The sequence below is a fragment of the Pseudomonas sp. B37(2017) genome, assembly GCF_002112885.1.
Lineage (GTDB): Bacteria > Pseudomonadota > Gammaproteobacteria > Pseudomonadales > Pseudomonadaceae > Aquipseudomonas > Aquipseudomonas paraglycinae.
On sequence record NZ_NEIX01000001.1, the window covers coordinates 69432 to 90775 of the forward strand.

The window sequence follows — 21344 nt, forward strand, 5'->3', positions numbered from 1 at the left end:
AACGCGGTACGGCGGGGGGCGACAAGAATAAAGGCTGAAATGATTGCAGATCTACCGCACAGCCTGCTTGAGCAGATGTGCTTCTGTAATAATTTGCATCAATTGGTTACATTTATAGCCTCAGCGAATCAATTCCTCCCGAGTCCTCCATGGCCATCAACTTCGACCTCAACGACCTGCAAGCCTTTCGCGCCGTGGTCGAGCAGGGCAGTTTCCGCAAGGCCGCCGACACCGTGCGCCTGTCGCAACCGGCCCTGAGCCGGCGCATCGAAAAGCTCGAAGACGCCCTCGGCGTGAAGCTGTTCGAACGCACAACGCGCAAGGTCAGCCTGACCCAGGCCGGACGCGGTTTCATGCCCAGCGTCGAACGCTTGCTCGACGATCTGGACGTCGCGTTGCTCGGCATCAGTGAAGTCGCCTCTAATCGGCAGGGCCATGTAACCGTCGCCTGCGTGCCGTCGGCGGCGTATTACTTCATGCCGAGCGTGGTCGCGCGCTATCACCAGCAGTTCCCGCGAATCAAAGTCAAAGTCCTCGATTCCAGCGCCCACGACGTGCTGAGCGCGGTGGTCAACGGCGAGGCGGATTTCGGCCTGAGTTTCATGGGCACCCAAGAGGCGGGCGTGGATTTCGAGCCGCTGGTGCAGGAGAGCTACGTGGTTGCCTGTCGCCGCGATCATCCGTTGGCCGGGCGCAGCAGCGTGACCTGGGACGAGTTCTACCGGCAGGATTACATCTCGCTCGACAAGACTTCGGGCAACCGTTTTCTGCTGGATCAGGCCTTGGCCAAAGTGGTGCCGCAGCGCCCGAGCATCTGCGAGACGCGGCATGTGACGACCATGATCGGTCTGGTGGAAGCGGGGTTGGGCGTGGCGGCGGTGCCGCTGATGGCGATGCCGGCGGCGGATCATCCGATTCTGACGCGGGTGCCGCTGACCGAGCCGCAAGTGATGCGCAGCGTCGGCATCATCAAACGCCGGGGTCGTACGCTGACCCCGGCGGCACTGGAACTGGAGCGGCTGGTGGTGGAAATGAAGGTCCAGCCGCCGACGGTCAGCGCTTGACCGAATCCAGCCCGGTGGCCTGTACGTCAGGCTGGGCGGCGGGTGCGGCGAGGTATGCGAGCAACGCCTTGGCTTCCTGCGGGTGCTGCGCACCTACCGGAATCCCCGCTGCAAATCGTGTCACCGACTGCACCGATTCAGGAATCTTTGCCACAAAACTCACACCCGGCACCGGCAGCAATTCGCTGACCTGCTGAAAACCCAGTTGATAGTCGCCAGTGGCGACCACCGAGCCCACCGGGATTTTCGGGATCATCTTCGCCTTGGGTTTCAGCTGATCTTCGATGCCGAGTTTCTTGAACAGTTGCTGCTCGATGTACACGCCACTGGCGCTGTCGGAGTAGGCTACCGATTTCGCATCAAGCAGGGTTTTCTTAAGGTTGTCGACGTTGCTGATGTCCGGTTTCGGCGCGCCTTCGCGCACCACCAGGCCAATTCGCGAATCCGCCAGTTCCACCCGCGACGCCGGATCGACCTTGCCTTGCTTGATCAGATCATCGAGGGCGTAGCCGACCATGATCACCACGTCGGCCTTTTCACCACGGGCGAGGCGATTGGGGATTGCCTCCGGCGCCTTGCCCATCGACGGGCCGAGTTGGGTGTCCAGCGTGTTGCCGGTGGCGGCGGCGAATTTCGGCCCGAGGATCTTGTAGGCGGCAGTGAAGCCTCCGGAGGTCATGACTCGCAGTTCTTCGGCCTGGGCCGCAACGTTGAACGCAAGACCGGCGAGCAGGGCTGTAACGGTAAACAGTTTTTTCATGGTGATGTTCTCAGGCAGTAACAGGTTGCAGACGACCGCCGGCCCGGCGATACAGATAAAGCGTCGCGCCCAGTGCGCAGAGCGCGCCGATGCTCATCCAGTAACCCGGTGCGGCTTTGTCGCCGGTGTACTGGATCAGGAAGGTCGACATCGCCGGGGTGAAGCCGCCGAACACCGCCGTCGCCAGGCTATAGGCCAGCGAGAAACCCGCCACCCGCACTTCCACCGGCATGGTCTCGGTCAGCGCCGGAATCATCGCGCCGTTGTACAGGCCGTAGATAAACGACAGCCACAACAGCGACAGCAGCATGTGGCTGAAGCTAGGCGCCTGCACCAGGTACGACAGCGCCGGATACGTGGTGGCCAGGGCCAGCAACGCCATGGCGATCAGCACCGGACGGCGGCCGACGCGATCGGACAATGCGCCGCCAATCGGCAGCCAGAAGAAGTTGGAAACACCCACCAGCAGCGTCACCAGCAACGCATCCGATGTGCTCAGGTGCAGCACGGTTTTGCCGAAGGTCGGTGCGTACACGGTGATCAAGTAAAACGCGGTGGTGGTCAGGGCGACCATCAGCATCCCGCCCAGTACCACGCCCCAGTTCTGACCGAGGGTGCGGAACACTTCCTTCATGCTCGGACGATGTTTGCGAGCAGCAAACTCTTCGGTTTCCGCGAGATTGCGCCGCAGAAAGAAGATGAACGGAACGATCATGCAGCCGACGAAAAACGGAATCCGCCAGCCCCAATCGGCGACCGCTTCCGGCGCCATCCATTGGTTCAAACCGTAACCGAGCGCTGCTGCGACGACGATGGCCACCTGCTGACTGGCCGACTGCCAGGCGGTGAAAAAGCCTTTGCGACCGGGCGTGGCGATCTCCGAGAGATACACCGAAACCCCGCCCAGTTCGGCACCGGCGGAGAAGCCTTGCAGCAGCCGCCCGATCAACACCAACGCCGGGGCGAACAGGCCAATGGTTTCGTATCCGGGCACCAGCACAATCAAGATCGTGCCGCTGGCCATGATCGACAGGGTGACGATCAAACCTTTGCGCCGACCGACGTCATCGATGTAAGCGCCGAGCACGATAGCCCCCAGCGGACGCATCAAAAAGCCTGCGCCGAACACCGCAAAGGTCATCATCAGGGACGCGAACTCACTGCTCGCCGGAAAGAACACCGCCGCGATCTGCGTGGCGTAGAAACCGAACAGAAAGAAGTCGAACTGTTCGAGGAAGTTACCCGAGGTCACCCGGAAAATGGCGCCGGCCCGCGAGCCGCCGTGTGGGATTGAGGCTGTCATCGAAAAATACTCCACCGCTTTTATGACGTGCGCGACGGGGAGGCGGCGCACGGTTCTTATTGGGGCGGATAGTGGCGCGCAGGGATCGATTTGTTAATTGCATTGTTGGCATGGATTGATGTGTCAAGCGGATCAATGGCGTGCTATGGCAGCTCCTTGGTCGGCGCTGCCCGCACGGTTCTGGCTACCATCGAGTCTTGCGCAGGTGCGGCGATGTTCACAAAAATCCCGTCCCAGTCAGGGTCTATCCTGCGAATGCGTTCACGCAGATCCGGATGACCCGAGAGCAGATGAGAGCTTGTAGTGCCAGGGCCGAAAAACAGGTGGCTGAACTCGGCGGCGCGGGCGGCCTTGAGGGTCGAGCCCATTTTGTACCCGCCGATTTTCTTCAGTGCCCCGGCGATACTGTCGGGGTTGCGGGTGTATTGCACGGCGGTCGCATCGGCCAGGAATTCGCGTTGCCGGCTGACCGCAGCCTTGATCAGGTTGCCGAAGAACGTCCCGGAGAATCCGACAATGCACAGCGCGGTGCCAAACATGCTGACCAGAATGGTCGGCTGCTTACGATTGGCAGATGAGTGTGGCGTGTCCTCAAGACCGCGCAAGAGATGGTTTCCCGCCAGCCCGATCACCATGATCCCGTGGACGACCGCGACCAGTTGAGTGTTCAGGCGCATGTCGCCGTTATAGATATGGCTGAATTCGTGGGCGATCACGCCTTGCAGTTCATCGCGTGACAAAAGGCTTATCGCACCTTGAGTGACGCCGATCACTGCATCCTGAGGGGTGAAACCGGCGGCAAATGCATTGATGCCCTGATCCGGCAACAGGTACACGCAAGGAACGGCGGTGCCAGAGGCCAAGGCCATTTCCTCCACCACGTTGACCAGGCGGCGCTCTTCCAGAGTCCGCGCGTCATGGTTGATCAGACGACCACCCAAACGGCGCGCGACCACTTTTCCGCCCCCTGTCAGTTCGACGTATTTGACCAGCCCGCCGAGCAACACAACAGCCGTTACCAGCGCTGCAATGATCGCGAAAAACTGCCAGTTTTCCGCCAGATCCTCGAGCGTTTTGCCGTACGAGATCGGCAGAATCAGGAGCATGAAGGACACGAGAATCAAGCCGAGTACGGCGAGAAACATCAAGATCACGAGCTGCACCGAGCGACGTTTGGCCCGGCACTGTTGTTCAAAGAAATTCATCTGACCATCCGTGGACGTGGAGGCTGAATCAATCCGCGGTTGCCGCCATCTGATCTGGCACCGGTTTGCCCGCTGCGGCAGCCGTCGTAAAACTACCATCCCACTGCGGATCGATCCGACGAATCCGCACGCTCAGATCAGGGTGGGTCGCAAACATCCGGCTCAGCCAACCTGATCCGCCTGTGCTGAAGAACAAATGACTGAATTCGGCGGCACGGGGGGAGTTGATGATGGAGCCTTGTTTATGGGCGCCGATTTTTTTCAGGGCGCCGACAATGCTTTGCGGATTGCGCGTGTATTGCACCGCGCTCGCATCGGCGAGGAATTCACGCTGGCGACTGACAGCCGCCTTGATCAAATTCCCATAGAGATTTCCGATAAATCCGGCCACGCACAGTGCGAAACCGAGCGCAAAAACCACCAGCATCAACCGCGCGTCGCGTTTGTCGCGCTTGAGCAGGCTGGCCATTATGTAAGTGCCAGCCAGCCCCAGCACCAACAGGCCGTGCACCACCGCTACTAACTGCGTATTGAGGCGCATGTCACCGTTGAAAATGTGGCTGAATTCGTGGGCGATCACCCCTTGCAGTTCTTCTCGGGTCAGTAGTTTCACTGCGCCACGGGTCACACCAATGGCCGCGTCCTCCGGTGTAAATCCGGCCGCGAAGGCATTGATGCTTTCGTCGGGCAACAGATACACCGCTGGCATGCAGGTGCCGGAGGCAATCGCCATTTCTTCGACGACGTTCATCAACCGCTGCTCGTCCAGGGTTCGCACATTGCCATTAAGCAGGCGACCACCCAGTTTCTCCGCGACGACTTTGCCGCCCGCGCGCAGTTGCCGGTATTTCAGCAGACCGCCAATCACCACGATGCTGCTGATGAACGATGCGATAACGGCCATTGCCAGAAACGCGTCCGCCAGCGTGCCAGTCCCGCTCAGGTAATCCTCAAAACCATTGAAGACGAAGGGCAGGCTGGTCATCCCGATCAGCATGACAATCGCCAGAATCATCATGCACACCAGCCGTTGCGTCTGGTTTCGGGCCTGGGTTTGTCGTTCGAAAAAGTTCATCGAGCCATCCATGGAGAGAAGAAGTCAGAAAGAAACGTTGGGCGCGGTCTTGATGGCCAGCGTATCGGCAAACTTCAACGGAACCGCATCCTCGCGATGGCCAAAACTGGCCGCCAGCAGCACCGCCGGAAAGCTCTGCTTGAGCGTGTTGTAGGCCATCACCGCGTCGTTGAACGCCTGCCGCGCGAAGCTCACCTTGTTTTCGGTGCTGCTCAGCTCTTCGCTCAGTTGTTGCATGTTCTGCGAGGCCTTGAGTTCCGGATAAGCCTCCAGCGTCAGGTTCAATCGACCCACCGCGCTGCTGAGTGCGCTGTCCGCCAGCCCCAATTGCGCGATGTTCTGAGCGCTGCCCGGTTTCGCCTGTGCAGCTTCAAGTCCGGCCACGGCGGCATTGCGTGCGGCGATCACCGCTTCAAGGGTTTCGCGCTCATGGGCCAGATAACCCTTGGCGATGCTGACCAGATTGGGGATCAGGTCATAGCGGCGTTTAAGCTGCACTTCGACCTGGGCAAATGCGTTCTTGATCTCGTTGCGCCGGGCAACAAGTTTGTTGAAAAGACTGACAGCGTAGAGCCCCAGAAGCGCCAGCAACACCAGATTGACGATGAGATAGATTTTCACGGTGATGTCCTTGTTCACTCTGTGGGGGCGCGCGATCTTATCGCAAATGGATGCCGTTGACTGTATTCACCCGGTGGCGGGCGAGCCCGGATCGCGTTTCGGGGCACGGCTACAATCTCCGGTTCAGCATCATCAAAAAACAAGGAATGATTCCAGAACCCCGCAGTCGGAGTTCAGGTATCACAAATCTCAGGAGGTTCACCGATGAACAACAAGACCCTAATCGCCAGCCTGGCCCTCGTCGCCGGCATCGCCGGGATCAGCCCTCTCGTTCAAGCGGCGCAAACCTCGACCTCTACCGTCGAACATTCCCCCGTCGACGGCCGCGAACTGCAAGTCAACGACCGCGCCCCGGACATTTATCAGCGCAGCGAAAAAGCCCTGACCAACTGGAAACAGAAAGGCCTCAAGCAACCGGAGCCGCAGGCGCAGTGGGTGCAGATCAATGACAAGTACGTGATGGTGATGATTACCAACGGGACGATTGTGGCGATTCAGCCGGTGGAGAAATAGCGTCGGGCTCAATCAGCCCGGCCATGACTGAGCGTCTGCCCGCCGCCCAATCGATACTGATTGTTCCCGCTGCGCTTGGCCTCGTACATCGCCAGATCCGCAATGTGCAGCAAGCGATCCATGGTCGGTGCGTGGTCGGGGAAGACGGCGACGCCGAGGCTGGTGCCGATGTGGCGTTGTTCGTTGCCGATGGGGATTGGCGGGGACAGTTCGATGAAGATTTTCTGGCAGATGCTGCGCGCTTCGTCCTGCAGGTTCAGGCCGGGGGCGAGGCCTTGCAGGATGACCACGAATTCGTCGCCGCCGATCCGTGCGACGGTGTCGCTGACCCGCAGGATGCGTTTCAGGCGCGTGGCGGTGGTGATCAGAACGCGGTCGCCGGCGGCGTGACCGTAGCGGTCGTTGATCGCTTTGAAACCGTTGAGATCGATAAATACCAGCGCCACCCGCGTCTCGGTCATGCGCGCATGTTCGAGTGCTTCCGATAGCCGTTCTTCCAGTACCAATCGATTGGGCAGGCCGGTCAACGGGTCGAAATGAGCGAGGTGCTGGAGGTAGCTGGCCGAGGCCTTTTCTTCGGTGATGTCGCGCACCACGCCCATCATCTTGATCACCGCGTCGTGATCGTTGCGCACCACATTGCCGGTTTCCCGCAGCCAGCGAATCGTGCCGTCGGGCCAGACCACGCGGTATTCCTCATCGTGGTTTTCACCGGTCTCCAGGCAACGCAATTCCCCGGCGCGCACCCGGGCGCGGTCGTCGGGGTGTACGCAGGAGCAGAACAGTGCGTAGGAGGGTGTCACTTCGCCGATCTTGAACCCGAACATGCCGAAGATCGCGTCCGACCAGTAGAGCCGGTCGGTGTCGACCTCCCAGTCCCAGGTGCCGATCCGGGCGAAATACTGGCTGCGCTTGAAGCGGTCGGCGTCGCCATCCTGCCGGATGTTCTGGCCCTCGGCCGCACGTGTGAGCAGTTCGCGATACTCGGCGAGTTGCTGACGAAGCTCGCGCACTCGGCGGATCAGAACGGCGATCACGACCATCAGCACAACGACAATGGCGAAGCTGATCCAGAGTTGAGTCATTCAAGCGTCGCTGTCATGGCGTATCGATCCGGGAGTGATGGCGTGTCGCTATCTTAATTCACGGCCAATGCCGGAAACAGCGGCAACCTTGGGTCAAACGGTTGCCAATGGCCGGCATTTCTGGGAAAACGGCGGCCAGCGGAACAATAGAGCGAATGTTATGAATGATGAACTGCAGATAATCGATCTTCAGCCCGGTGACGGAAAAGCCGCCGTCAAAGGCGCGTTGATCACCACCCAATACACCGGTTGGCTGGAAGACGGCACCGAATTCGATTCGTCCTGGAGCCGGGGGAAGCCGTTTCAGTGTGTGATCGGTACGGGCCGGGTCATCAAGGGTTGGGATCAAGGGATCATGGGCATGCAGGTGGGCGGCAAGCGCAAGCTGCTGGTGCCGGCGCATCTGGGTTACGGCGAACGGACGATGGGCAAGATTCCGCCGAATTCGAATCTCGTGTTCGAGATTGAGTTGCTGGAGGTTTTGACGCGGGAGGATTGAAGCTCGTGGGGGAGTACGTTGTGATGAGGGGCGTTCCTGATCACAACGTCCTGCATGCAAGGGCCCGATGAATCAGGTAAATGCCTCAATGTCGTCAAGCGTGTCTGCGATCACGCCTTCCAGGGAGGGGAATCTTGTCTTTGCTTCTTCCAGGGCCGCGAAGGCAATGTCTTTGTCCAGTTTGCCGTGCCTTCGAGCAATGTGGCCCAAAGCGGTAATGGCAGATGCGACAAGCGACTCATTGCTGCTGGCGAAATACTTCAGGCAGGTTTGCTGAGCCCAGATTCTGTCTGATTCGTTCAAGCCAATAGAAATCAATCCAGCGACAACATTCCTTTCCACGCCGCTTTTAAGAATCCTCACTGCTTCATCGTGGTTCTGTTGGTTCTTGATAGAAAAGACTCAACTATTCCCGAACCCCGATAAAAAGATCTAGTTCAGTTGGTAGGTGTTCATTAAGGACTGACGCAATTTGCCGGACCTGACCGTCATTCAATATCCATTCTCCGGCCTCGCTTTCTTCCAGGCTTTCCCAACCCAGCAACGCTAAAACCGCAGCTTCTGCCTCAGGCTTCACCGTCAGTTCAAACTTCAAAGAGTCGTCCTCTTCATCACCTTTCAAAAAGCCACTTATCCATAAAAACATTAAAAGCCTCCTGTATTACTTCGGGGTAGATCTCTCGGGATCTGCGGGATCTATTTGTTCACCGGTTTCGTGGTTGAATTCACCAAGGTGTTTGCCTTTTTTGTTGTAAAGCTCAATAGCGCCAGTCTTGCTATCCCATTCATATATTCGCCCCTTCCGGTCCTTCCAGCGGCTTCGCTTGCCTCCTCCACCCTGAACGCTGCTTTTTGATTTGACTGGTTGGGCATCCGGGAATGCGGGCAGTGTGCGTGGGGGCCTGTGGTATTTGATATCACCGCCCAGTGCTGGCCTGGAGAGCACAACATACAGAGGCTGCACACCGGAGTCAGCCGGAAACACAAGGATGAAATCCTCGTACTCCGGCGGATAGATCGGGTTGACGATGATTTTGTCTGCTTGCTCAGTCGGCGGATAAATCCAGATAGTCTGAGTTTGTGGGGCACCTTCCAGCGGTGGGATACCCGAGGTGCTGGATGAATCGACGGCAGGCGTCCAGGTCAACGTGACGCCATTGCCAAAGTCAGCCACTTGGCGAGAGCCTTGGGCGGTGAACTGCACAACCGGAATCATCTCCCAGTCAGGGCGCTTTTGAGTGTTGTACCCGTACCCTTTGAGACTGCCATCGGGCTGTTGCTCTACCTGTAGTCGAATACGTGTTCGGCCTTCCTTCAGCGATCTGAGCTGTTCTTCGGTATAGAGTGAACTGTCACCAAGATTGGATGGCCACAAAAGTGCAACCATGCCCGCCAAAGCACCTGCGGCAACACCGCCCGTGATTGCGCCCACACTGGATATGGCGCTTGTGCTGGTGCCAATAGAAGCCGAGCCTCCCAAGAGAAGCGTGCCTATAGCAGACGGTAACTTGGCACCACCTATTCTTTTGAGGGTGATATTTCCCGCCGCGTCTAATTCGCGGCCACCGAGCAAGGTGAATGCTCCAAAGTCAGCCAGTCGTTCGACCGGGATAAACCCTGCGGGGCTTTCATGGTTGATGACGCCGTCGGGGAGGTTGCAGCTCTTGGTAAATACACACCCTAGGGGGCTGTGTTGATTCGGTTGTTGAGACTGCCGAAGAAAGCGATCTTCGTAGGCTTGTTGCCTGGCCTGCATCTCGTCGTACTTTTTTTGTCTGGCGTTCTGCTCTGCCAGTTCGGTAGCAGTCATGTAGCGGGTAGTGATGTGGTGCCCGTCGCCTGAGGGGGGATTTTGTATTCGGGGAATATCTGATTTTCGAGCCATGAGCGTCCTTGTTCCAACTTTTAAAGCGTTGGGAACGCTATCTGAATGTGCATTTGAAAGATGTAGGACGGTTCTGAAGCTCAAGCGGTTGTTACAAAATGACGCTCTCGGCAAGATCCGTGGAGCGATTTCTTATGAGTTGTAAACACAAAACCCGCTGCCTCCCTCAACGGAGGCAGCGGGTTTTTTCTTGCCTTATGCCCCAGTTGTTACGCAGCCATCGCCATCTCATCCAGCGTCGCGGCAACCGTGCCGGTCAGGCTTGGAAATCTGCGTTTTACGCTGGTGAGTGCCGGCAGCAGGCGATTGCGGTCCAGTTCGCCATGGTCACGGGCGAGTTGGGTGAGGGCGGTGAGTGCGGCGCTGACGATGGATTTCCGTTCGCTCTCGAGCAGTAGCAGACAGGCTTTTTGGGCCCATTGGCTGTCTTTCTCATTGAGGCCGATGGTGATCAGGGCGGCGACGATGTGTGCATCGGATTTGCTTTCCATGGGTGTTCCTCAGGTCGTGGCATCGAGAGTGTCCAGCGCGCGGTTCACAGCCAGTTCGCCACACATCACCACTTGGGCGATGCCCAGCACGGTGCTGCGGTAGGGCGGGTCTAGCAGCGCGGCGAAGTCGCTGAGCATCACGCTGGCCGAAGTCATCGATTCGCAGGCGTGGGCCAGCAGGGCATGTTGATCCAGGTCGGGGGCGACCAGGAACATGCGGCCGGGGCAGTGTTGTTTCGGGGCGGTGGGTTTCAGGTAATGGTCGAGGGCGCGCTCGGCGGCTTCGTGGAGTTTTTTTGAGTCGGTGGAGGAGTAGGGCGAAGTTGGGTCTGATTCGGACGGTAAGTCTGTTTCCGGTGGATTAGGCGTTGGCTTGATCATTTGCTCAGAGTCTCCAGTAATGCTGGCACCCATTTCGCGACTAAACGATTGGGTGGCAGCCATGCGCAGGTTAGTCGACCGGGACTCCAAGCTTTACCGGCGCACCCGAAGGCGCCCTGCGCACAGCTACCATTGAGCGCAGGCACAAAAGCACCTGTCTGAATGACTGCATGCGAAGTTGGAGAACACCGAGCGACTAAACCCGTTCACTGACCATTCAGTGATGCGAATCAAGTTACGGGTAGGCTCCAAACTGCACAAGCCGGCGGACTCTGGCGTAGTTGTAGGCAAAGGCGCAAGGCGATGTAGCCTCTCGGATGGGGGCAAAATGATGCTTCATTTTTCAGTCCGCCATCGCGAGCAAGCTCGCTCTCACAGGGTTGTGCGTTCTCTCAAATTCCCTGTGGGAGCGAGCTTGCTCGCGATGGCAAATGTTCATGCACCGACAATGCTGAACATCGGAATTCTCCCGTTCAGCGAAGGCCGGTAGTGCCACGCGAGTCTTCCCGGATCAATGTCGCGGGCGAGGATTTCGGTGAGCGTGGCGCTGGCGATCGTCATTGCCAGCATCTGCCCGGGACATTGATGCCGACCGCTGCCAAACGTGAAACTGCGGCGATTCGGGCGATCAGGCATGAAGCGATCCGGGTTTTCATTGAGTGCCGGGTCGCGATTGGCCGAAGCCAACAGCACTAGAATCACGTCGCCGGTTTCCAGCCGCACGCCGTCGATTTCACAGCTGTTTGCCACAAATCGGCGGGTGTTCTGTACCGATGGATCGAAGCGTTGGACTTCAGCCAACAACGAATCCACTGACGCGTTGCGTAATTCAGGCTGACGCTGCAACGCCACCAAAGCATTGCCGATAAGCCCGGCGGTGGCCTCGAACGTCTGCGAGCAGAGGCCGATCAGGTTGGCGAGCAGCACGTCCTCATCGCCGACGAATCGCTGTTGGATGTCGGCGAGAAACGGGTTCGGGTCCGCCAGCAACTCAATGAAGTACCCGCGCAATTGCTCCGCCGCCCGATGCGCTGCCGCCAGTTGCAGTTCATTGCTCAGCGGCGACAGGCACGCTGCGAAATCCGCCGTCATTTCACTGATGACCCGCGCCTGTGCCGGGGTGAATCCGAGCAGTGATGCAACCACGCACACCGGGCCGCGAAACATGGCTTTATAGAGGCCGTCGGCATCGTTCGTTATCAGCCGCGCGGACACCAGAGCGCCGACTTCTTCCCGATCAATCAACCCCAGCGGCGGCTCGATAGCCGAACGCGGGCAACGCTGAGCTTCGCTGTCATTCATACGCATCAAAAGGCCAAACACCTTGCCCGCCATTCCAGCGACGATAGCTTTGGGCACCGGTTCCTGCACCGGGCGCACCCGGCAATCCGGATGCGCCAGCACTGCGCAAACCGCCCGGGCGCTGCTGGCCACCCACAGTTTCAGCCCGTGATGAAAGGTCAGCCCGCCCGCCGCGCGCAGTTCGGCGTAGTAGGGGTAGGGATCGGCGTGAATCGCAGCGATGATCGGGTCCATGGATCGCAACCTTGTCGGTGGGGAAAGTGTTGCTACTATCTCCAGTCCTTGAGGGCGATGATTCGTCCGGGAGCGAAATATGCACGCAGAACATCAAGACATCGGCGTCTCGCAAGTGGCCGCCGCCATCGCGGAGCCGGCACGGACCAAAATGCTGTGCTCGCTGATGGACGGCCACGCCCGCACCGCCACAGAGCTTGCAACCCTCGCCGACGTCAGCGCCTCGACCGCCAGCGCGCACCTGGCCAAGCTCAAGGATTTAGCGCTGGTGCGCCTGCATGTGCAGGGCCGCCACCGTTATTACAGCCTCGCCGACAAACGCGTGGCTCAGGCGCTCGAAGCGTTGATGGTGATCGGCCAGAACCCCGCGCCGACCTTCAAGCCGCACACGCCGGATCGCCTGCAATTCGCCCGCACCTGCTACGACCATATGGCCGGGACGCTCGCGGTGTTGCTGCATGACCGCCTGCTGGAGAGCGGTTGGCTGGTGGAAACCGACGAGCAGGTTTATCGCCTCAGTGACAGCGGCGAGGCGTTTTTTGAGGGGCTGGGCATTGAGGTCAAGGATCTATCGACGTTGCGTCGACGGTTCGCCTGCCCATGTCTGGACTGGAGCATGCGTCGGCCGCATCTGGGCGGTTCGCTCGGGGCGGCGTTGTTGCAGGCGGCGTTGAAGCGCAAATGGGTGACGCAGGATCTGGACAGTCGCGCGCTGACATTGACGGTGCAAGGGCGCCGAGAATTTGCGTCGCGCTGGGGTCTGGTTTTGCCGGAGTCCGGGCGGGATTCGTCAGGTCGCCAGTTAGCTGATTCCACGCCCGGATCGGTGCATGCGCGTTAGCTCAAGGTGTATCCGCTGTCGACCACCCAATCCTGACCGATGACGCCGCGTGCGCCATTGCCCAGCTGGAAAAGAATGACGTCGGCCACTGCCGCAGGTTCGAGGAATTGTCCGCCCAATAGTCGTTTGTTGACGCCTTGGGCGACGTCGCCGAGCGCTTCGTCACTCAGACCCAGTGTCGACCAGATCGGCGTAGCGGTCGGGCCGGGGGAGACGCAATTGATGCGCACGCCATGGGGTGCCAGCTCGACCGCGAGGGTCCGGGCATGGGCGATCAACGCCGCTTTTGATGCGATGTAGGCGGCCAGCCCCGCGAAACTGATTTGGGCCAGAAAAGTACCGATGAACACCACCGAAGCGCTGTCTGCAAGGTGCGGGCGCAGGGCGGCCAAGGTGTTCAGGGCACCTGCGCCGTTCACCGCCCATTGGCGATCGAACGCCGAGCTGTCGAGCCCGTCGGCGAGTTCTGCGATACCGGCATTGGGCACCACGAAACTCACTGGGCCCAGACTCGCAGCCTGCTCGGCCAAGGAGGCAAGGTCAGAGGCTTGAGTGACATCGCCGGGTTGCCAGACCAGTTGTTGCGGATACCGCTCAAACAGTTCGGCCAGTGCGCCGAGTTTTCGCGACATGGCCAACACGCGTGCGCCTTGATCCAGCAGGCGTTCGGTAGCAGCCAGGCCTATGCCCGAACTGGCACCGGTGATGACGGCAAGCTTGCCCTGAAAAACATGATCCATGTTCGACTCCCGTTTTTGGTCTTCAGCCAAATGGCTACGGGGAGTCAGTCAATTTTCGGGCCATGCCGGACAGCCTTTAATATCAAGGGCTACGCAGGGTTGATAGTCATTATGACGCTTGTGGAATCTAGTCAATCTGACTGCCTTTGAGTCAAATTGACCTGACTGCTGCGGCGCGACATTCCGACGAAGAGCGGCATTGCGCCTTGTGTGAGCCAATCGCTGTCTATACTGTATATGCGAACAGTATCGAGTCCGTGCCATGCAAATCATCGACAAGCTCAGCATCCTCGCCGACGCCGCCAAGTACGACGCCTCCTGCGCCAGCAGTGGCGCGCCCAAGCGCAGCTCCGAGGGCAAGAGCGGGCTGGGTTCGACCGATGGCATGGGCATCTGCCACAGCTACACGCCTGACGGGCGTTGCGTGTCGCTGCTCAAGGTTCTGCTGACCAATTTCTGTCTCTACGACTGCCAATACTGCGTCAACCGCCGCTCCAGCGACGTGCCGCGTGCGCGTTTCACGCCCGAGGAAGTGGTGACGCTGACGCTGGATTTCTACCGGCGCAATTGCGTCAGCGGGTTGTTCCTCAGTTCGGGGATCATCCGTTCGGCGGACTACACCATGGAGCAACTGGTGCGTGTCGCGAAGCTGTTACGCGAGGAGCATGAATTCCGTGGCTACATTCATCTCAAGACCATTCCCGATGCGGATCCTGCGCTGATCGAAGAGGCCGGGCGTTACGCCGACCGCTTGAGCGTCAACATCGAATTGCCCACCGATGCCAGCCTGCAAACCCTGGCGCCGGAGAAGCACATCGGTTCGATCAAGCAGGCGATGAACACCATCTACACCGGTGTGCAGACCGTACTCAATGAACCTCGCGCACCGAAGTTCGCCCCGGCCGGGCAGAGCACGCAGATGATCGTCGGTGCCGATGACACCGACGACAGCACCATCCTGCACAGCGCGCAGGCGCTTTACGGCAACTTCCGACTGCGCCGGGTCTATTACTCGGCCTTCAGCCCGATTCCCGACAGCCCGAAAAGCGTGCCGCTGGCCGCACCACCACTGATGCGCGAGCACCGCTTGTATCAAGCTGATTTCCTGTTGCGCGGTTATGGCTATACCGCCGGTGAGTTGCTCACGGGGCCGGGCAATCTGGCGTTGGACATCGACCCGAAACTGGCCTGGGCGCTGCAGAATCGTGAGGTGTTTCCGCTGGACCTCAACCGCGCTGAACCGGCGTTGATCTCACGCATTCCCGGCATTGGCTTGCGTACCACCGAGCGTCTGGTGGAACTGCGACGGCAGCGGCGTATCCGCTACGAAGATGTGGCGCGCATGCGTTGTGTGCTGGCCAAAGCCAAGCCGTTCATCATCACCAGCGATTACCACCCGCAGCAGGCGGAAGTCACCAGTCAGATGCTTTATCAGCAACTGCGCGACCGGCCGATGCCGCAACAGATGGGGTTGTGGGGATGATTAACCTCGATTGCGACGACCTGTTCGACACCTGGCGCCAACAGGCGCGCTGGCTGCTCAGCCATGAAATCGATCCGAGTCTGGTGAGCTGGGCGTCGGAAGGGGTGAGTGATTTGTTCGCCAGTGACGTGGCTGTGCCCGAAGGGCAGGGGCCGTTTCAGGCGCGGATTCCGCGTGCGTTGCTCGACACCCTGGAACAAGCATCTCGTTACCGGGGCGATCAACGCTGGAGCCTACTGTATGAAGTGCTGTGGCGGGTCAGCCACGGCGACCGCACCGCAATGATGGCCGGCGACAAACTGGGCAGCGAATTGCAGCGGCGGATCAAGCAGGTGCAGCGCGAAGCCCATCATCTGCATGCGTTCGTGCGTTTCATCGAGCGCCCGCCAGAACTGCCGGGCCCGCAATACGTCGCGTGGCACGAACCGGCCCATGACATTCTGCACAGCGCCAGCGAACACTTCATCGGACGCATGGGGCGGCATCGTTGGCTGATCGCCACGCCCCGCGACGGGGTTTATTACGATGGCGAACAACTGATCCATCAACGCGAGTGCCCGGTGGAATGGCAGCAACTGGCGCAGAACGTCGACGATCCCCACGGTGACTTATGGCTGACGTACTACAGCCACATCTTCAACCCGGCGCGGCTGAACGAGAAAGTCATGCAAGGGCATTTGCCGACGCGGTTCTGGAAGAACCTGCCAGAGGGGGAACTGATTCCCGGATTGATAACCCAGGCGCGAATGGGCAAGCAGCAGAACGGACAGGCGAGCGGGATTGCCGGTCGCGCGGGCAAGCGGATTGCCATGAAGGCCAGCGAGCGAGGCGAATGAAAAAGCCCCCATCGATTTCTCGATGGGGGCTTTTGTGCATCTGGCCGTCAGATCAAACCTTGACGATCCAGCCTGCTGGCGCTTCAACGTCGCCGGTCTGCACGCCGGTCAGCTCTTTGTAGAGCTTCTGGGTCACAGGGCCGACTTCGGTTTCGCTGTGGAACACGTGCAGGTGGTCGTTGTAGCTGATGCCGCCGATCGGGGTGATCACCGCAGCGGTACCGCAAGCACCGGCTTCCTTGAAGTCCGACAGCTTGTCGATGAACACGTCGCCTTCGACCACTTCCAGGCCCAGACGGGACTTGGCCAGTTCGATCAGCGACAGACGGGTGATGCCCGGCAGTACCGACGGCGAGTTCGGGGTCACGAACTTGTTGTCGTGGGTGATCCCGAAGAAGTTGGCCGAACCGACTTCCTCGATCTTCTTGTGGGTCAGCGGATCCAGGTAGATGGCGTCAGCGAAGTGCGCTTTCTTGGCCTGGGAGCCCGGCATCAGGCTGGCGGCGTAGTTGCCACCGACCTTGGCGGCACCGGTGCCTTGTGGCGCGGCGCGGTCGAAGGTGGAGATCTGGAAGTTGTGCGGGGTCAGGCCGCCCTTGAAGTAGGCGCCAACCGGGATCGCGAATACCGAGAAGATGAACTCCGGTGCGGTACGCACGCCGATGTTGTCACCTACGCCGATCACGAACGGGCGCAGGTACAGCGCGCCACCGGTGCCGTAAGGCGGGATGAAGCGCTCGTTGGCGCGAACCACGTCCTTGCACGCTTCGATGAACTGCTCGGTGGACACATGCGGCATCAGCAGGCGGGCGCAGCTGCGTTGCATGCGCGCGGCGTTCTGGTCCGGACGGAACAGGTTGATCGAGCCGTCCTTGCAACGATAGGCCTTCAGGCCCTCGAAGCATTGCTGGCCATAGTGAAGGGCAGTGGAGCCTTCGCTGATGTGCAGCACGTTGTCTTCGGTCAGGGTGCCTTTGTCCCACTCGCCATTGCGAAAGTACGACAGATAGCGTTTGTCGGTCTTGATGTAGTCAAAACCCAGCTTGTCCCAGTTGATGCTTTCGTTACCCATGACACCCTCTATCACTGAACAACCGCCGAAGCGGTTCAAGGCTTCTGACGTTTTTTTGGATGGGCACAACAATACTTCATTCTTGAGCGGTTTCGCAGCCCGAAATCTCAGCCTTTGATCGTTCCCACGCTCTGCGTGGGAATGCAGTCCGGGACGCTCTGCGTCCCAACAGCCGAACGCGGAGCGTCCGTGGAGGCATTCCCACGTGGAGCGTGGGAACGATCTGCGACCGAGAGTTACAGGTGCAACGCGTGCCCAAGCGCACGCAACGCCGCTTCCTGCACCGCTTCACCCAGGGTCGGGTGCGCGTGGATGGTGCCGCCGATGTCTTCCAGTCGCGCACCCATTTCCAGGCTTTGCGCGAACGCAGTCGACAGCTCAGACACCCCGACACCCACCGCCTGCCAGCCGACAATCACATGATTGTCCCGACGAGCGACTACCCGCACGAAGCCGGTTTTCGATTCCAGCGTCATCGCCCGGCCATTGGCCGCGAACGGGAAGTTCGACACGATGCAGTCAAGTCCCGCCGCCTTGGCCTCGTCCGGGGTCTTGCCGACGACCACCAGTTCCGGGTCGGTGAAGCACACGGCAGCGATGGCGGTGGGGTTGAATTCGCGGGTCTTGCCGCTGATCAGCTCGGCAACCATCTCGCCCTGAGCCATGGCGCGGTGGGCCAGCATCGGTTCGCCGCTCAGGTCGCCGATGGCGTAGACGTTGCGCATGCTGGTCTGGCAGCGGCTGTCGATCTTGATCGCCGAGCCGTTCATGTCCAGGTTCAGCGCTTCGAGGTTCCAGCCCTGAGTGTTGGGTTTGCGACCGACGGCCACCAGCACCTGATCGGTTTCCAGGTTCAGGGTGTCGCCGTTCGGATCGCGCACCTGCAACGTGCCGTCGAAGCCCAATACGCTGTGCTTCAGGTACAGCTTCACGCCCAGTTGCTTCAGCGCATCGTGCACCGGTTGGGTCAGTTCGGCGTCGTAGGCCGGCAGGATCCGATCCTGCGCCTCGACCACGCTGACCTCGGCACCGAGCTTGCGATAGGCTATGCCCAGCTCCAGACCGATGTAACCACCGCCGACCACGATCAGACGTTTCGGTACCGACTTTGGCGCCAGCGCTTCAGTGGACGAAATGATCGGCCCGCCAATCGGCAGGATCGACAGGTTGACGCTTTTCGAACCGGTGGCCAGCACCAGGTGTTCGCACTGGATGCGGGTGTCGCCGACTTCCACGGTCTTGCCGTCGATGACCTTGGCCCAGCCATTGATGACCTGAACCTTGTGCTTCTTCAGCAACGCGGCGACGCCGGTGGTCAGGCGATCAACGATGCCGTCCTTCCACTCGACGCTTTTGGTGATGTCGATGGTCGGCGCCGAAACGCTGATGCCCAGTGCCGAATGCTGGTTGTGGTGTTGAGTCTGGTGAAACTGTTCGGCCACATGAATCAGCGCTTTCGACGGAATGCAGCCGACGTTCAGGCAGGTGCCGCCCAGCGATTCGCCCTCGACCAGAATGGTCGAAATGCCCAGTTGCCCGGCGCGAATGGCCGTCACGTAACCGCCGGGGCCGCCGCCGATGATCAGCAGCGTGGTGTTCAGAGTTTGCATGCCATCACTCCACAAACAGGGTCGCGGGTTGTTCGAGCAGGCCACGAATGGCCTGGATGAAGAGCGCCGCGTCCATGCCGTCGACCACACGGTGATCGAAGGAGCTGGAGAGGTTCATCATCTTGCGGATCACCACCTGGCCTTTGACGACCATCGGGCGTTCGACGATTTTGTTGACGCCGACGATCGCCACTTCCGGCAGGTTCAGCACCGGGGTGCTGACGATGCCGCCAAGGGCGCCGAGGCTGGTCAGGGTGATGGTCGAGCCGGACAGTTCATCGCGGCTGGCCTTGCCATTGCGGGCAGCGTTGGCCAGGCGGGAGATTTCTGCCGCGCTGTCCCACAGGCTGCGCGCTTCGGCGTGACGCACCACCGGCACCATCAGGCCGACATCGCTTTGGGTAGCGACGCCGACATGCACCGCGCCGAGGCGGGTGATGACCTGGGCTTCGTCGTCGTAACGGGCGTTCATTTGCGGGAAGTCGCGCAGGGCGACGACCAACGCGCGCACCAGGAACGGCAGCAAGGTCAGCTTGCCACGGCTGGCGCCGTGTTTTTCGTTCAGGTGTGCACGCAGTTCTTCAACCGCGGTGACGTCGATTTCTTCGACATAACTGAAGTGCGCGGCACGCTGAGTGGCGTCCTGCATGCGCTGGGCAATCTTGCGGCGCATGCCGATAACCTGAATCTGTTCTTCATCGTTACGCTGGGCGTACGCGGCAGCGACCGGCGCCGAAGCGTTCGACTGACCCTGCGCCAGATAGGCCTCTAGGTCTTCGTGCAATACGCGACCGGCCGGGCCGGAACCGCGCACCAGACGCAATTGAATGCCCAGGTCCAGCGCATGTTTGCGCACGGCCGGCGAGGCCAGCGGACGCTCATCGGCTTCGCGAGCCATTATCGGGCCCTGGCAAACGGCAGCCGCCGGACGCGCTGCGGCAACAGCAGGTTTGCTTTCAACGACAGCTTCAACTTTGGGGGCGACAGGTGTTTCTTTCGCCGCAACAGGCGCCGGTTTGTCCGACTCCTTCAGATTGCCTGCGCCTTCAACCTCGATGCTGATCAGAATACTGCCGACCGCCATCACTTCACCCGGCTGACCACCGAGTGCAATCACCTTGCCGTGGACTGGCGACGGAATGTCGACCATCGCCTTGTCGGTCATCACATCCGCCAGCACCTGATCTTCAACGACCAGATCGCCGACCTTTACGTGCCACTGCGACAGTTCTACTTCTGCGATGCCTTCACCGATGTCCGGCATCTTGATAACGTGCGTGCCCATTCAGACCTCCATGACCCGTTTCAGCGCCGCGCCCACTCGGGACGGCCCAGGGAAATACGCCCACTCCTGCGCGTGCGGGTAGGGGGTGTCCCAACCGGTGACGCGTTCGATCGGCGCTTCCAGGTGGTGGAAGCAATGCTCTTGCACCAGCGACACCAGTTCGGCGCCGAAACCGCAGGTGCGGGTGGCTTCGTGAACCACGACGCAACGGCCGGTTTTCTTCACGGATTTGACGATGGTTTCCAGGTCCAGCGGCCACAGGCTGCGCAGGTCGATGACTTCAGCGTCAACGCCGCTTTCTTCGGCGGCGACTTGCGACACGTAAACGGTGGTGCCGTAGGTCAGGACGGTCACGTCCTTGCCCGGACGGGTGATCGCGGCAACGTCCAGCGGCACGGTGTAGTAACCGTCCGGAACTTGCGCGGCCGGGTGTTTCGACCACGGGGTTACCGGGCGGTCGTGGTGGCCGTCGAACGGGCCGTTGTACAGGCGTTTCGGCTCGAGGAAGATCACCGGATCATCGTTTTCGATGGAGGCGATCAGCAGGCCTTTGGCGTCATACGGGTTGGAAGGCATGACGGTGCGCAGGCCGCAGACCTGAGTGAACATCGCCTCGATGCTCTGGCTGTGGGTCTGGCCGCCGTAGATGCCGCCGCCGCAAGGCATACGCAGGGTCATCGGCGCGGTGAACTCGCCGGCCGAGCGATAACGCAGGCGCGCGGCCTCGGAAATGATCTGGTCAGAGGCTGGATACACATAGTCGGCGAACTGAATCTCGGCGACCGGACGCAAGCCATAAGCACCCATGCCCACGGCGACACCGACGATGCCGCTCTCGGAGATCGGCGCGTCGAACACCCGCGAGGTACCGTACTTGGTCTGCAGGCCTTCGGTGCAACGGAACACGCCGCCGAAGTAGCCGACGTCCTGGCCGAACACCACAACGTTGTCGTCACGCTCAAGCATCACATCCATGGCCGAGCGCAGGGCCTGGATCATGGTCATGGTGGTCGTGGTCATGGCGGTTTCCAACTGAATATTGTTGTTGTGATCGTTCAT

Annotated in this window: 23 protein-coding genes; 6 read left to right on the plus strand and 17 right to left on the minus strand. The window is 60.0% G+C overall.

Going from position 1 to position 21344, the window contains the following annotated elements; genetic code table 11:
- The first annotated feature begins 149 nt into the window (after positions 1-149).
- Complete coding sequence (locus CAF90_RS00410; RefSeq protein WP_039767273.1) at positions 150-1064, plus strand: LysR family transcriptional regulator; 915 nt, start codon at positions 150-152, stop codon at positions 1062-1064.
- Here the strand turns inward: CAF90_RS00410 and CAF90_RS00415 are convergent.
- The 5 genes from CAF90_RS00415 to CAF90_RS00435 form a co-directional block, all read right to left on the minus strand.
- Complete coding sequence (locus CAF90_RS00415; protein WP_085602657.1) at positions 1054-1824, minus strand: substrate-binding domain-containing protein; 771 nt, start codon at positions 1822-1824, stop codon at positions 1054-1056. The genes CAF90_RS00410 and CAF90_RS00415 overlap by 11 nt on opposite strands.
- 10 nt (positions 1825-1834) lie before the next feature.
- Positions 1835-3127, minus strand: a complete 1293-nt coding sequence (locus CAF90_RS00420; protein WP_085602659.1) for an MFS transporter — start codon at positions 3125-3127, stop codon at positions 1835-1837.
- A 143-nt stretch (positions 3128-3270) separates the two neighbouring features.
- Positions 3271-4431 carry a M48 family metallopeptidase gene (locus tag CAF90_RS00425; protein ID WP_256578409.1) on the minus strand — a complete coding sequence of 387 codons (1161 nt, stop codon included), beginning with the start codon at positions 4429-4431 and terminating at the stop codon, positions 3271-3273.
- Positions 4361-5407 (minus strand): M48 family metallopeptidase, encoded by a 1047-nt coding sequence (locus tag CAF90_RS00430; protein ID WP_085602663.1) that lies wholly within the window; start codon positions 5405-5407, stop codon positions 4361-4363. The genes CAF90_RS00425 and CAF90_RS00430 overlap by 71 nt, the downstream gene beginning before the upstream one ends.
- 24 nt (positions 5408-5431) lie before the next feature.
- Positions 5432-6028 (minus strand): LemA family protein, encoded by a 597-nt coding sequence (locus CAF90_RS00435; RefSeq protein ID WP_039767265.1) that lies wholly within the window; start codon positions 6026-6028, stop codon positions 5432-5434.
- A gap of 204 nt (positions 6029-6232) precedes the next feature.
- Between CAF90_RS00435 and CAF90_RS00440 the strand changes: the two genes are divergently transcribed.
- On the plus strand, positions 6233-6541 hold the full coding sequence (locus tag CAF90_RS00440; protein ID WP_007952935.1) for an RcnB family protein: 309 nt from the start codon (positions 6233-6235) through the stop codon (positions 6539-6541).
- 8 nt (positions 6542-6549) lie between these two features.
- On the opposite strand, the gene CAF90_RS00445 is transcribed toward CAF90_RS00440, so the two are convergent.
- Complete coding sequence (locus CAF90_RS00445; RefSeq protein WP_085602665.1) at positions 6550-7626, minus strand: sensor domain-containing diguanylate cyclase; 1077 nt, start codon at positions 7624-7626, stop codon at positions 6550-6552.
- Positions 7627-7786: 160 nt separating this feature from the next.
- Between CAF90_RS00445 and CAF90_RS00450 the strand changes: the two genes are divergently transcribed.
- Positions 7787-8125, plus strand: a complete 339-nt coding sequence (locus tag CAF90_RS00450; protein ID WP_007952931.1) for an FKBP-type peptidyl-prolyl cis-trans isomerase — start codon at positions 7787-7789, stop codon at positions 8123-8125.
- 72 nt (positions 8126-8197) lie between these two features.
- Here the strand turns inward: CAF90_RS00450 and CAF90_RS00455 are convergent, their stop codons facing one another.
- The 6 genes from CAF90_RS00455 to CAF90_RS00480 form a co-directional block, all read right to left on the minus strand.
- The gene (locus CAF90_RS00455) at positions 8198-8488 is read right to left on the minus strand and encodes a hypothetical protein (protein ID WP_256578410.1); all 291 of its coding nucleotides are present in this window, start codon (positions 8486-8488) and stop codon (positions 8198-8200) included.
- A 43-nt stretch (positions 8489-8531) separates the two neighbouring features.
- Positions 8532-8771, minus strand: coding sequence for a pyocin S6 family toxin immunity protein (locus CAF90_RS00460; RefSeq protein ID WP_085602667.1), 240 nt, complete (start codon positions 8769-8771; stop codon positions 8532-8534).
- Positions 8772-8786: 15 nt separating this feature from the next.
- Positions 8787-10010 (minus strand): colicin E3/pyocin S6 family cytotoxin, encoded by a 1224-nt coding sequence (locus CAF90_RS00465; protein WP_085602669.1) that lies wholly within the window; start codon positions 10008-10010, stop codon positions 8787-8789.
- 209 nt (positions 10011-10219) lie between these two features.
- Positions 10220-10501: a hypothetical protein gene (locus CAF90_RS00470; RefSeq protein ID WP_085602671.1), complete on the minus strand. Its 282-nt coding sequence runs from the start codon at positions 10499-10501 to the stop codon at positions 10220-10222.
- Between the two features lie 9 nt (positions 10502-10510).
- The gene (locus CAF90_RS00475) at positions 10511-10882 is read right to left on the minus strand and encodes a DUF6124 family protein (RefSeq protein ID WP_085602673.1); all 372 of its coding nucleotides are present in this window, start codon (positions 10880-10882) and stop codon (positions 10511-10513) included.
- A 435-nt stretch (positions 10883-11317) separates the two neighbouring features.
- Complete coding sequence (locus CAF90_RS00480; RefSeq protein WP_085602675.1) at positions 11318-12418, minus strand: cytochrome P450; 1101 nt, start codon at positions 12416-12418, stop codon at positions 11318-11320.
- 79 nt (positions 12419-12497) lie between these two features.
- Between CAF90_RS00480 and CAF90_RS00485 the strand changes: the two genes are divergently transcribed.
- Complete coding sequence (locus tag CAF90_RS00485) at positions 12498-13259, plus strand: helix-turn-helix transcriptional regulator (protein ID WP_085602677.1); 762 nt, start codon at positions 12498-12500, stop codon at positions 13257-13259.
- Here the strand turns inward: CAF90_RS00485 and CAF90_RS00490 are convergent.
- The gene (locus CAF90_RS00490) at positions 13256-13999 is read right to left on the minus strand and encodes an SDR family NAD(P)-dependent oxidoreductase (protein WP_085602679.1); all 744 of its coding nucleotides are present in this window, start codon (positions 13997-13999) and stop codon (positions 13256-13258) included. The genes CAF90_RS00485 and CAF90_RS00490 overlap by 4 nt on opposite strands.
- A gap of 262 nt (positions 14000-14261) precedes the next feature.
- Here CAF90_RS00490 and CAF90_RS00495 point away from each other — a divergent pair, with 262 nt between their 5' ends.
- Together CAF90_RS00495 and CAF90_RS00500 are read left to right on the plus strand one after the other, a co-directional pair.
- Positions 14262-15482 carry a putative DNA modification/repair radical SAM protein gene (locus CAF90_RS00495; RefSeq protein WP_085602681.1) on the plus strand — a complete coding sequence of 407 codons (1221 nt, stop codon included), beginning with the start codon at positions 14262-14264 and terminating at the stop codon, positions 15480-15482.
- Positions 15479-16318: a TIGR03915 family putative DNA repair protein gene (locus CAF90_RS00500; protein WP_085602683.1), complete on the plus strand. Its 840-nt coding sequence runs from the start codon at positions 15479-15481 to the stop codon at positions 16316-16318. The genes CAF90_RS00495 and CAF90_RS00500 overlap by 4 nt, the downstream gene beginning before the upstream one ends.
- Positions 16319-16370: 52 nt before the next feature.
- Here CAF90_RS00500 and CAF90_RS00505 read toward each other — a convergent pair whose 3' ends face one another.
- The 4 genes from CAF90_RS00505 to CAF90_RS00520 form a co-directional block, all read right to left on the minus strand.
- Positions 16371-17390 carry a branched-chain amino acid aminotransferase gene (locus CAF90_RS00505; protein WP_085602685.1) on the minus strand — a complete coding sequence of 340 codons (1020 nt, stop codon included), beginning with the start codon at positions 17388-17390 and terminating at the stop codon, positions 16371-16373.
- A 236-nt stretch (positions 17391-17626) separates the two neighbouring features.
- Positions 17627-19000 carry a dihydrolipoyl dehydrogenase gene (gene lpdA, locus CAF90_RS00510; protein ID WP_085602687.1) on the minus strand — a complete coding sequence of 458 codons (1374 nt, stop codon included), beginning with the start codon at positions 18998-19000 and terminating at the stop codon, positions 17627-17629.
- Between the two features lie 4 nt (positions 19001-19004).
- Positions 19005-20285, minus strand: coding sequence for a dihydrolipoamide acetyltransferase family protein (locus CAF90_RS00515; RefSeq protein ID WP_085602689.1), 1281 nt, complete (start codon positions 20283-20285; stop codon positions 19005-19007).
- On the minus strand, positions 20286-21344 hold the full coding sequence (locus CAF90_RS00520) for an alpha-ketoacid dehydrogenase subunit beta (protein ID WP_007952909.1): 1059 nt from the start codon (positions 21342-21344) through the stop codon (positions 20286-20288).

Coding starts and splice junctions, on each gene's coding strand:
- CAF90_RS00410 (WP_039767273.1), top strand. CDS start 150: ATGGCCATCAACTTCGACCTCAACGACCTGCAAGCCTTTCGCGCCGTG.
- CAF90_RS00415 (WP_085602657.1), bottom strand. CDS start 1,824: ATGAAAAAACTGTTTACCGTTACAGCCCTGCTCGCCGGTCTTGCGTTC.
- CAF90_RS00420 (WP_085602659.1), bottom strand. CDS start 3,127: ATGACAGCCTCAATCCCACACGGCGGCTCGCGGGCCGGCGCCATTTTC.
- CAF90_RS00425 (WP_256578409.1), bottom strand. CDS start 4,431: ATGGTAGTTTTACGACGGCTGCCGCAGCGGGCAAACCGGTGCCAGATC.
- CAF90_RS00430 (WP_085602663.1), bottom strand. CDS start 5,407: ATGAACTTTTTCGAACGACAAACCCAGGCCCGAAACCAGACGCAACGG.
- CAF90_RS00440 (WP_007952935.1), top strand. CDS start 6,233: ATGAACAACAAGACCCTAATCGCCAGCCTGGCCCTCGTCGCCGGCATC.
- CAF90_RS00445 (WP_085602665.1), bottom strand. CDS start 7,626: ATGACTCAACTCTGGATCAGCTTCGCCATTGTCGTTGTGCTGATGGTC.
- CAF90_RS00450 (WP_007952931.1), top strand. CDS start 7,787: ATGAATGATGAACTGCAGATAATCGATCTTCAGCCCGGTGACGGAAAA.
- CAF90_RS00460 (WP_085602667.1), bottom strand. CDS start 8,771: ATGTTTTTATGGATAAGTGGCTTTTTGAAAGGTGATGAAGAGGACGAC.
- CAF90_RS00465 (WP_085602669.1), bottom strand. CDS start 10,010: ATGGCTCGAAAATCAGATATTCCCCGAATACAAAATCCCCCCTCAGGC.
- CAF90_RS00470 (WP_085602671.1), bottom strand. CDS start 10,501: ATGGAAAGCAAATCCGATGCACACATCGTCGCCGCCCTGATCACCATC.
- CAF90_RS00475 (WP_085602673.1), bottom strand. CDS start 10,882: ATGATCAAGCCAACGCCTAATCCACCGGAAACAGACTTACCGTCCGAA.
- CAF90_RS00480 (WP_085602675.1), bottom strand. CDS start 12,418: ATGGACCCGATCATCGCTGCGATTCACGCCGATCCCTACCCCTACTAC.
- CAF90_RS00485 (WP_085602677.1), top strand. CDS start 12,498: ATGCACGCAGAACATCAAGACATCGGCGTCTCGCAAGTGGCCGCCGCC.
- CAF90_RS00490 (WP_085602679.1), bottom strand. CDS start 13,999: ATGGATCATGTTTTTCAGGGCAAGCTTGCCGTCATCACCGGTGCCAGT.
- CAF90_RS00495 (WP_085602681.1), top strand. CDS start 14,262: ATGCAAATCATCGACAAGCTCAGCATCCTCGCCGACGCCGCCAAGTAC.
- CAF90_RS00500 (WP_085602683.1), top strand. CDS start 15,479: ATGATTAACCTCGATTGCGACGACCTGTTCGACACCTGGCGCCAACAG.
- CAF90_RS00505 (WP_085602685.1), bottom strand. CDS start 17,390: ATGGGTAACGAAAGCATCAACTGGGACAAGCTGGGTTTTGACTACATC.
- lpdA (WP_085602687.1), bottom strand. CDS start 19,000: ATGCAAACTCTGAACACCACGCTGCTGATCATCGGCGGCGGCCCCGGC.
- CAF90_RS00515 (WP_085602689.1), bottom strand. CDS start 20,285: ATGGGCACGCACGTTATCAAGATGCCGGACATCGGTGAAGGCATCGCA.
- CAF90_RS00520 (WP_007952909.1), bottom strand. CDS start 21,344: ATGAACGATCACAACAACAATATTCAGTTGGAAACCGCCATGACCACG.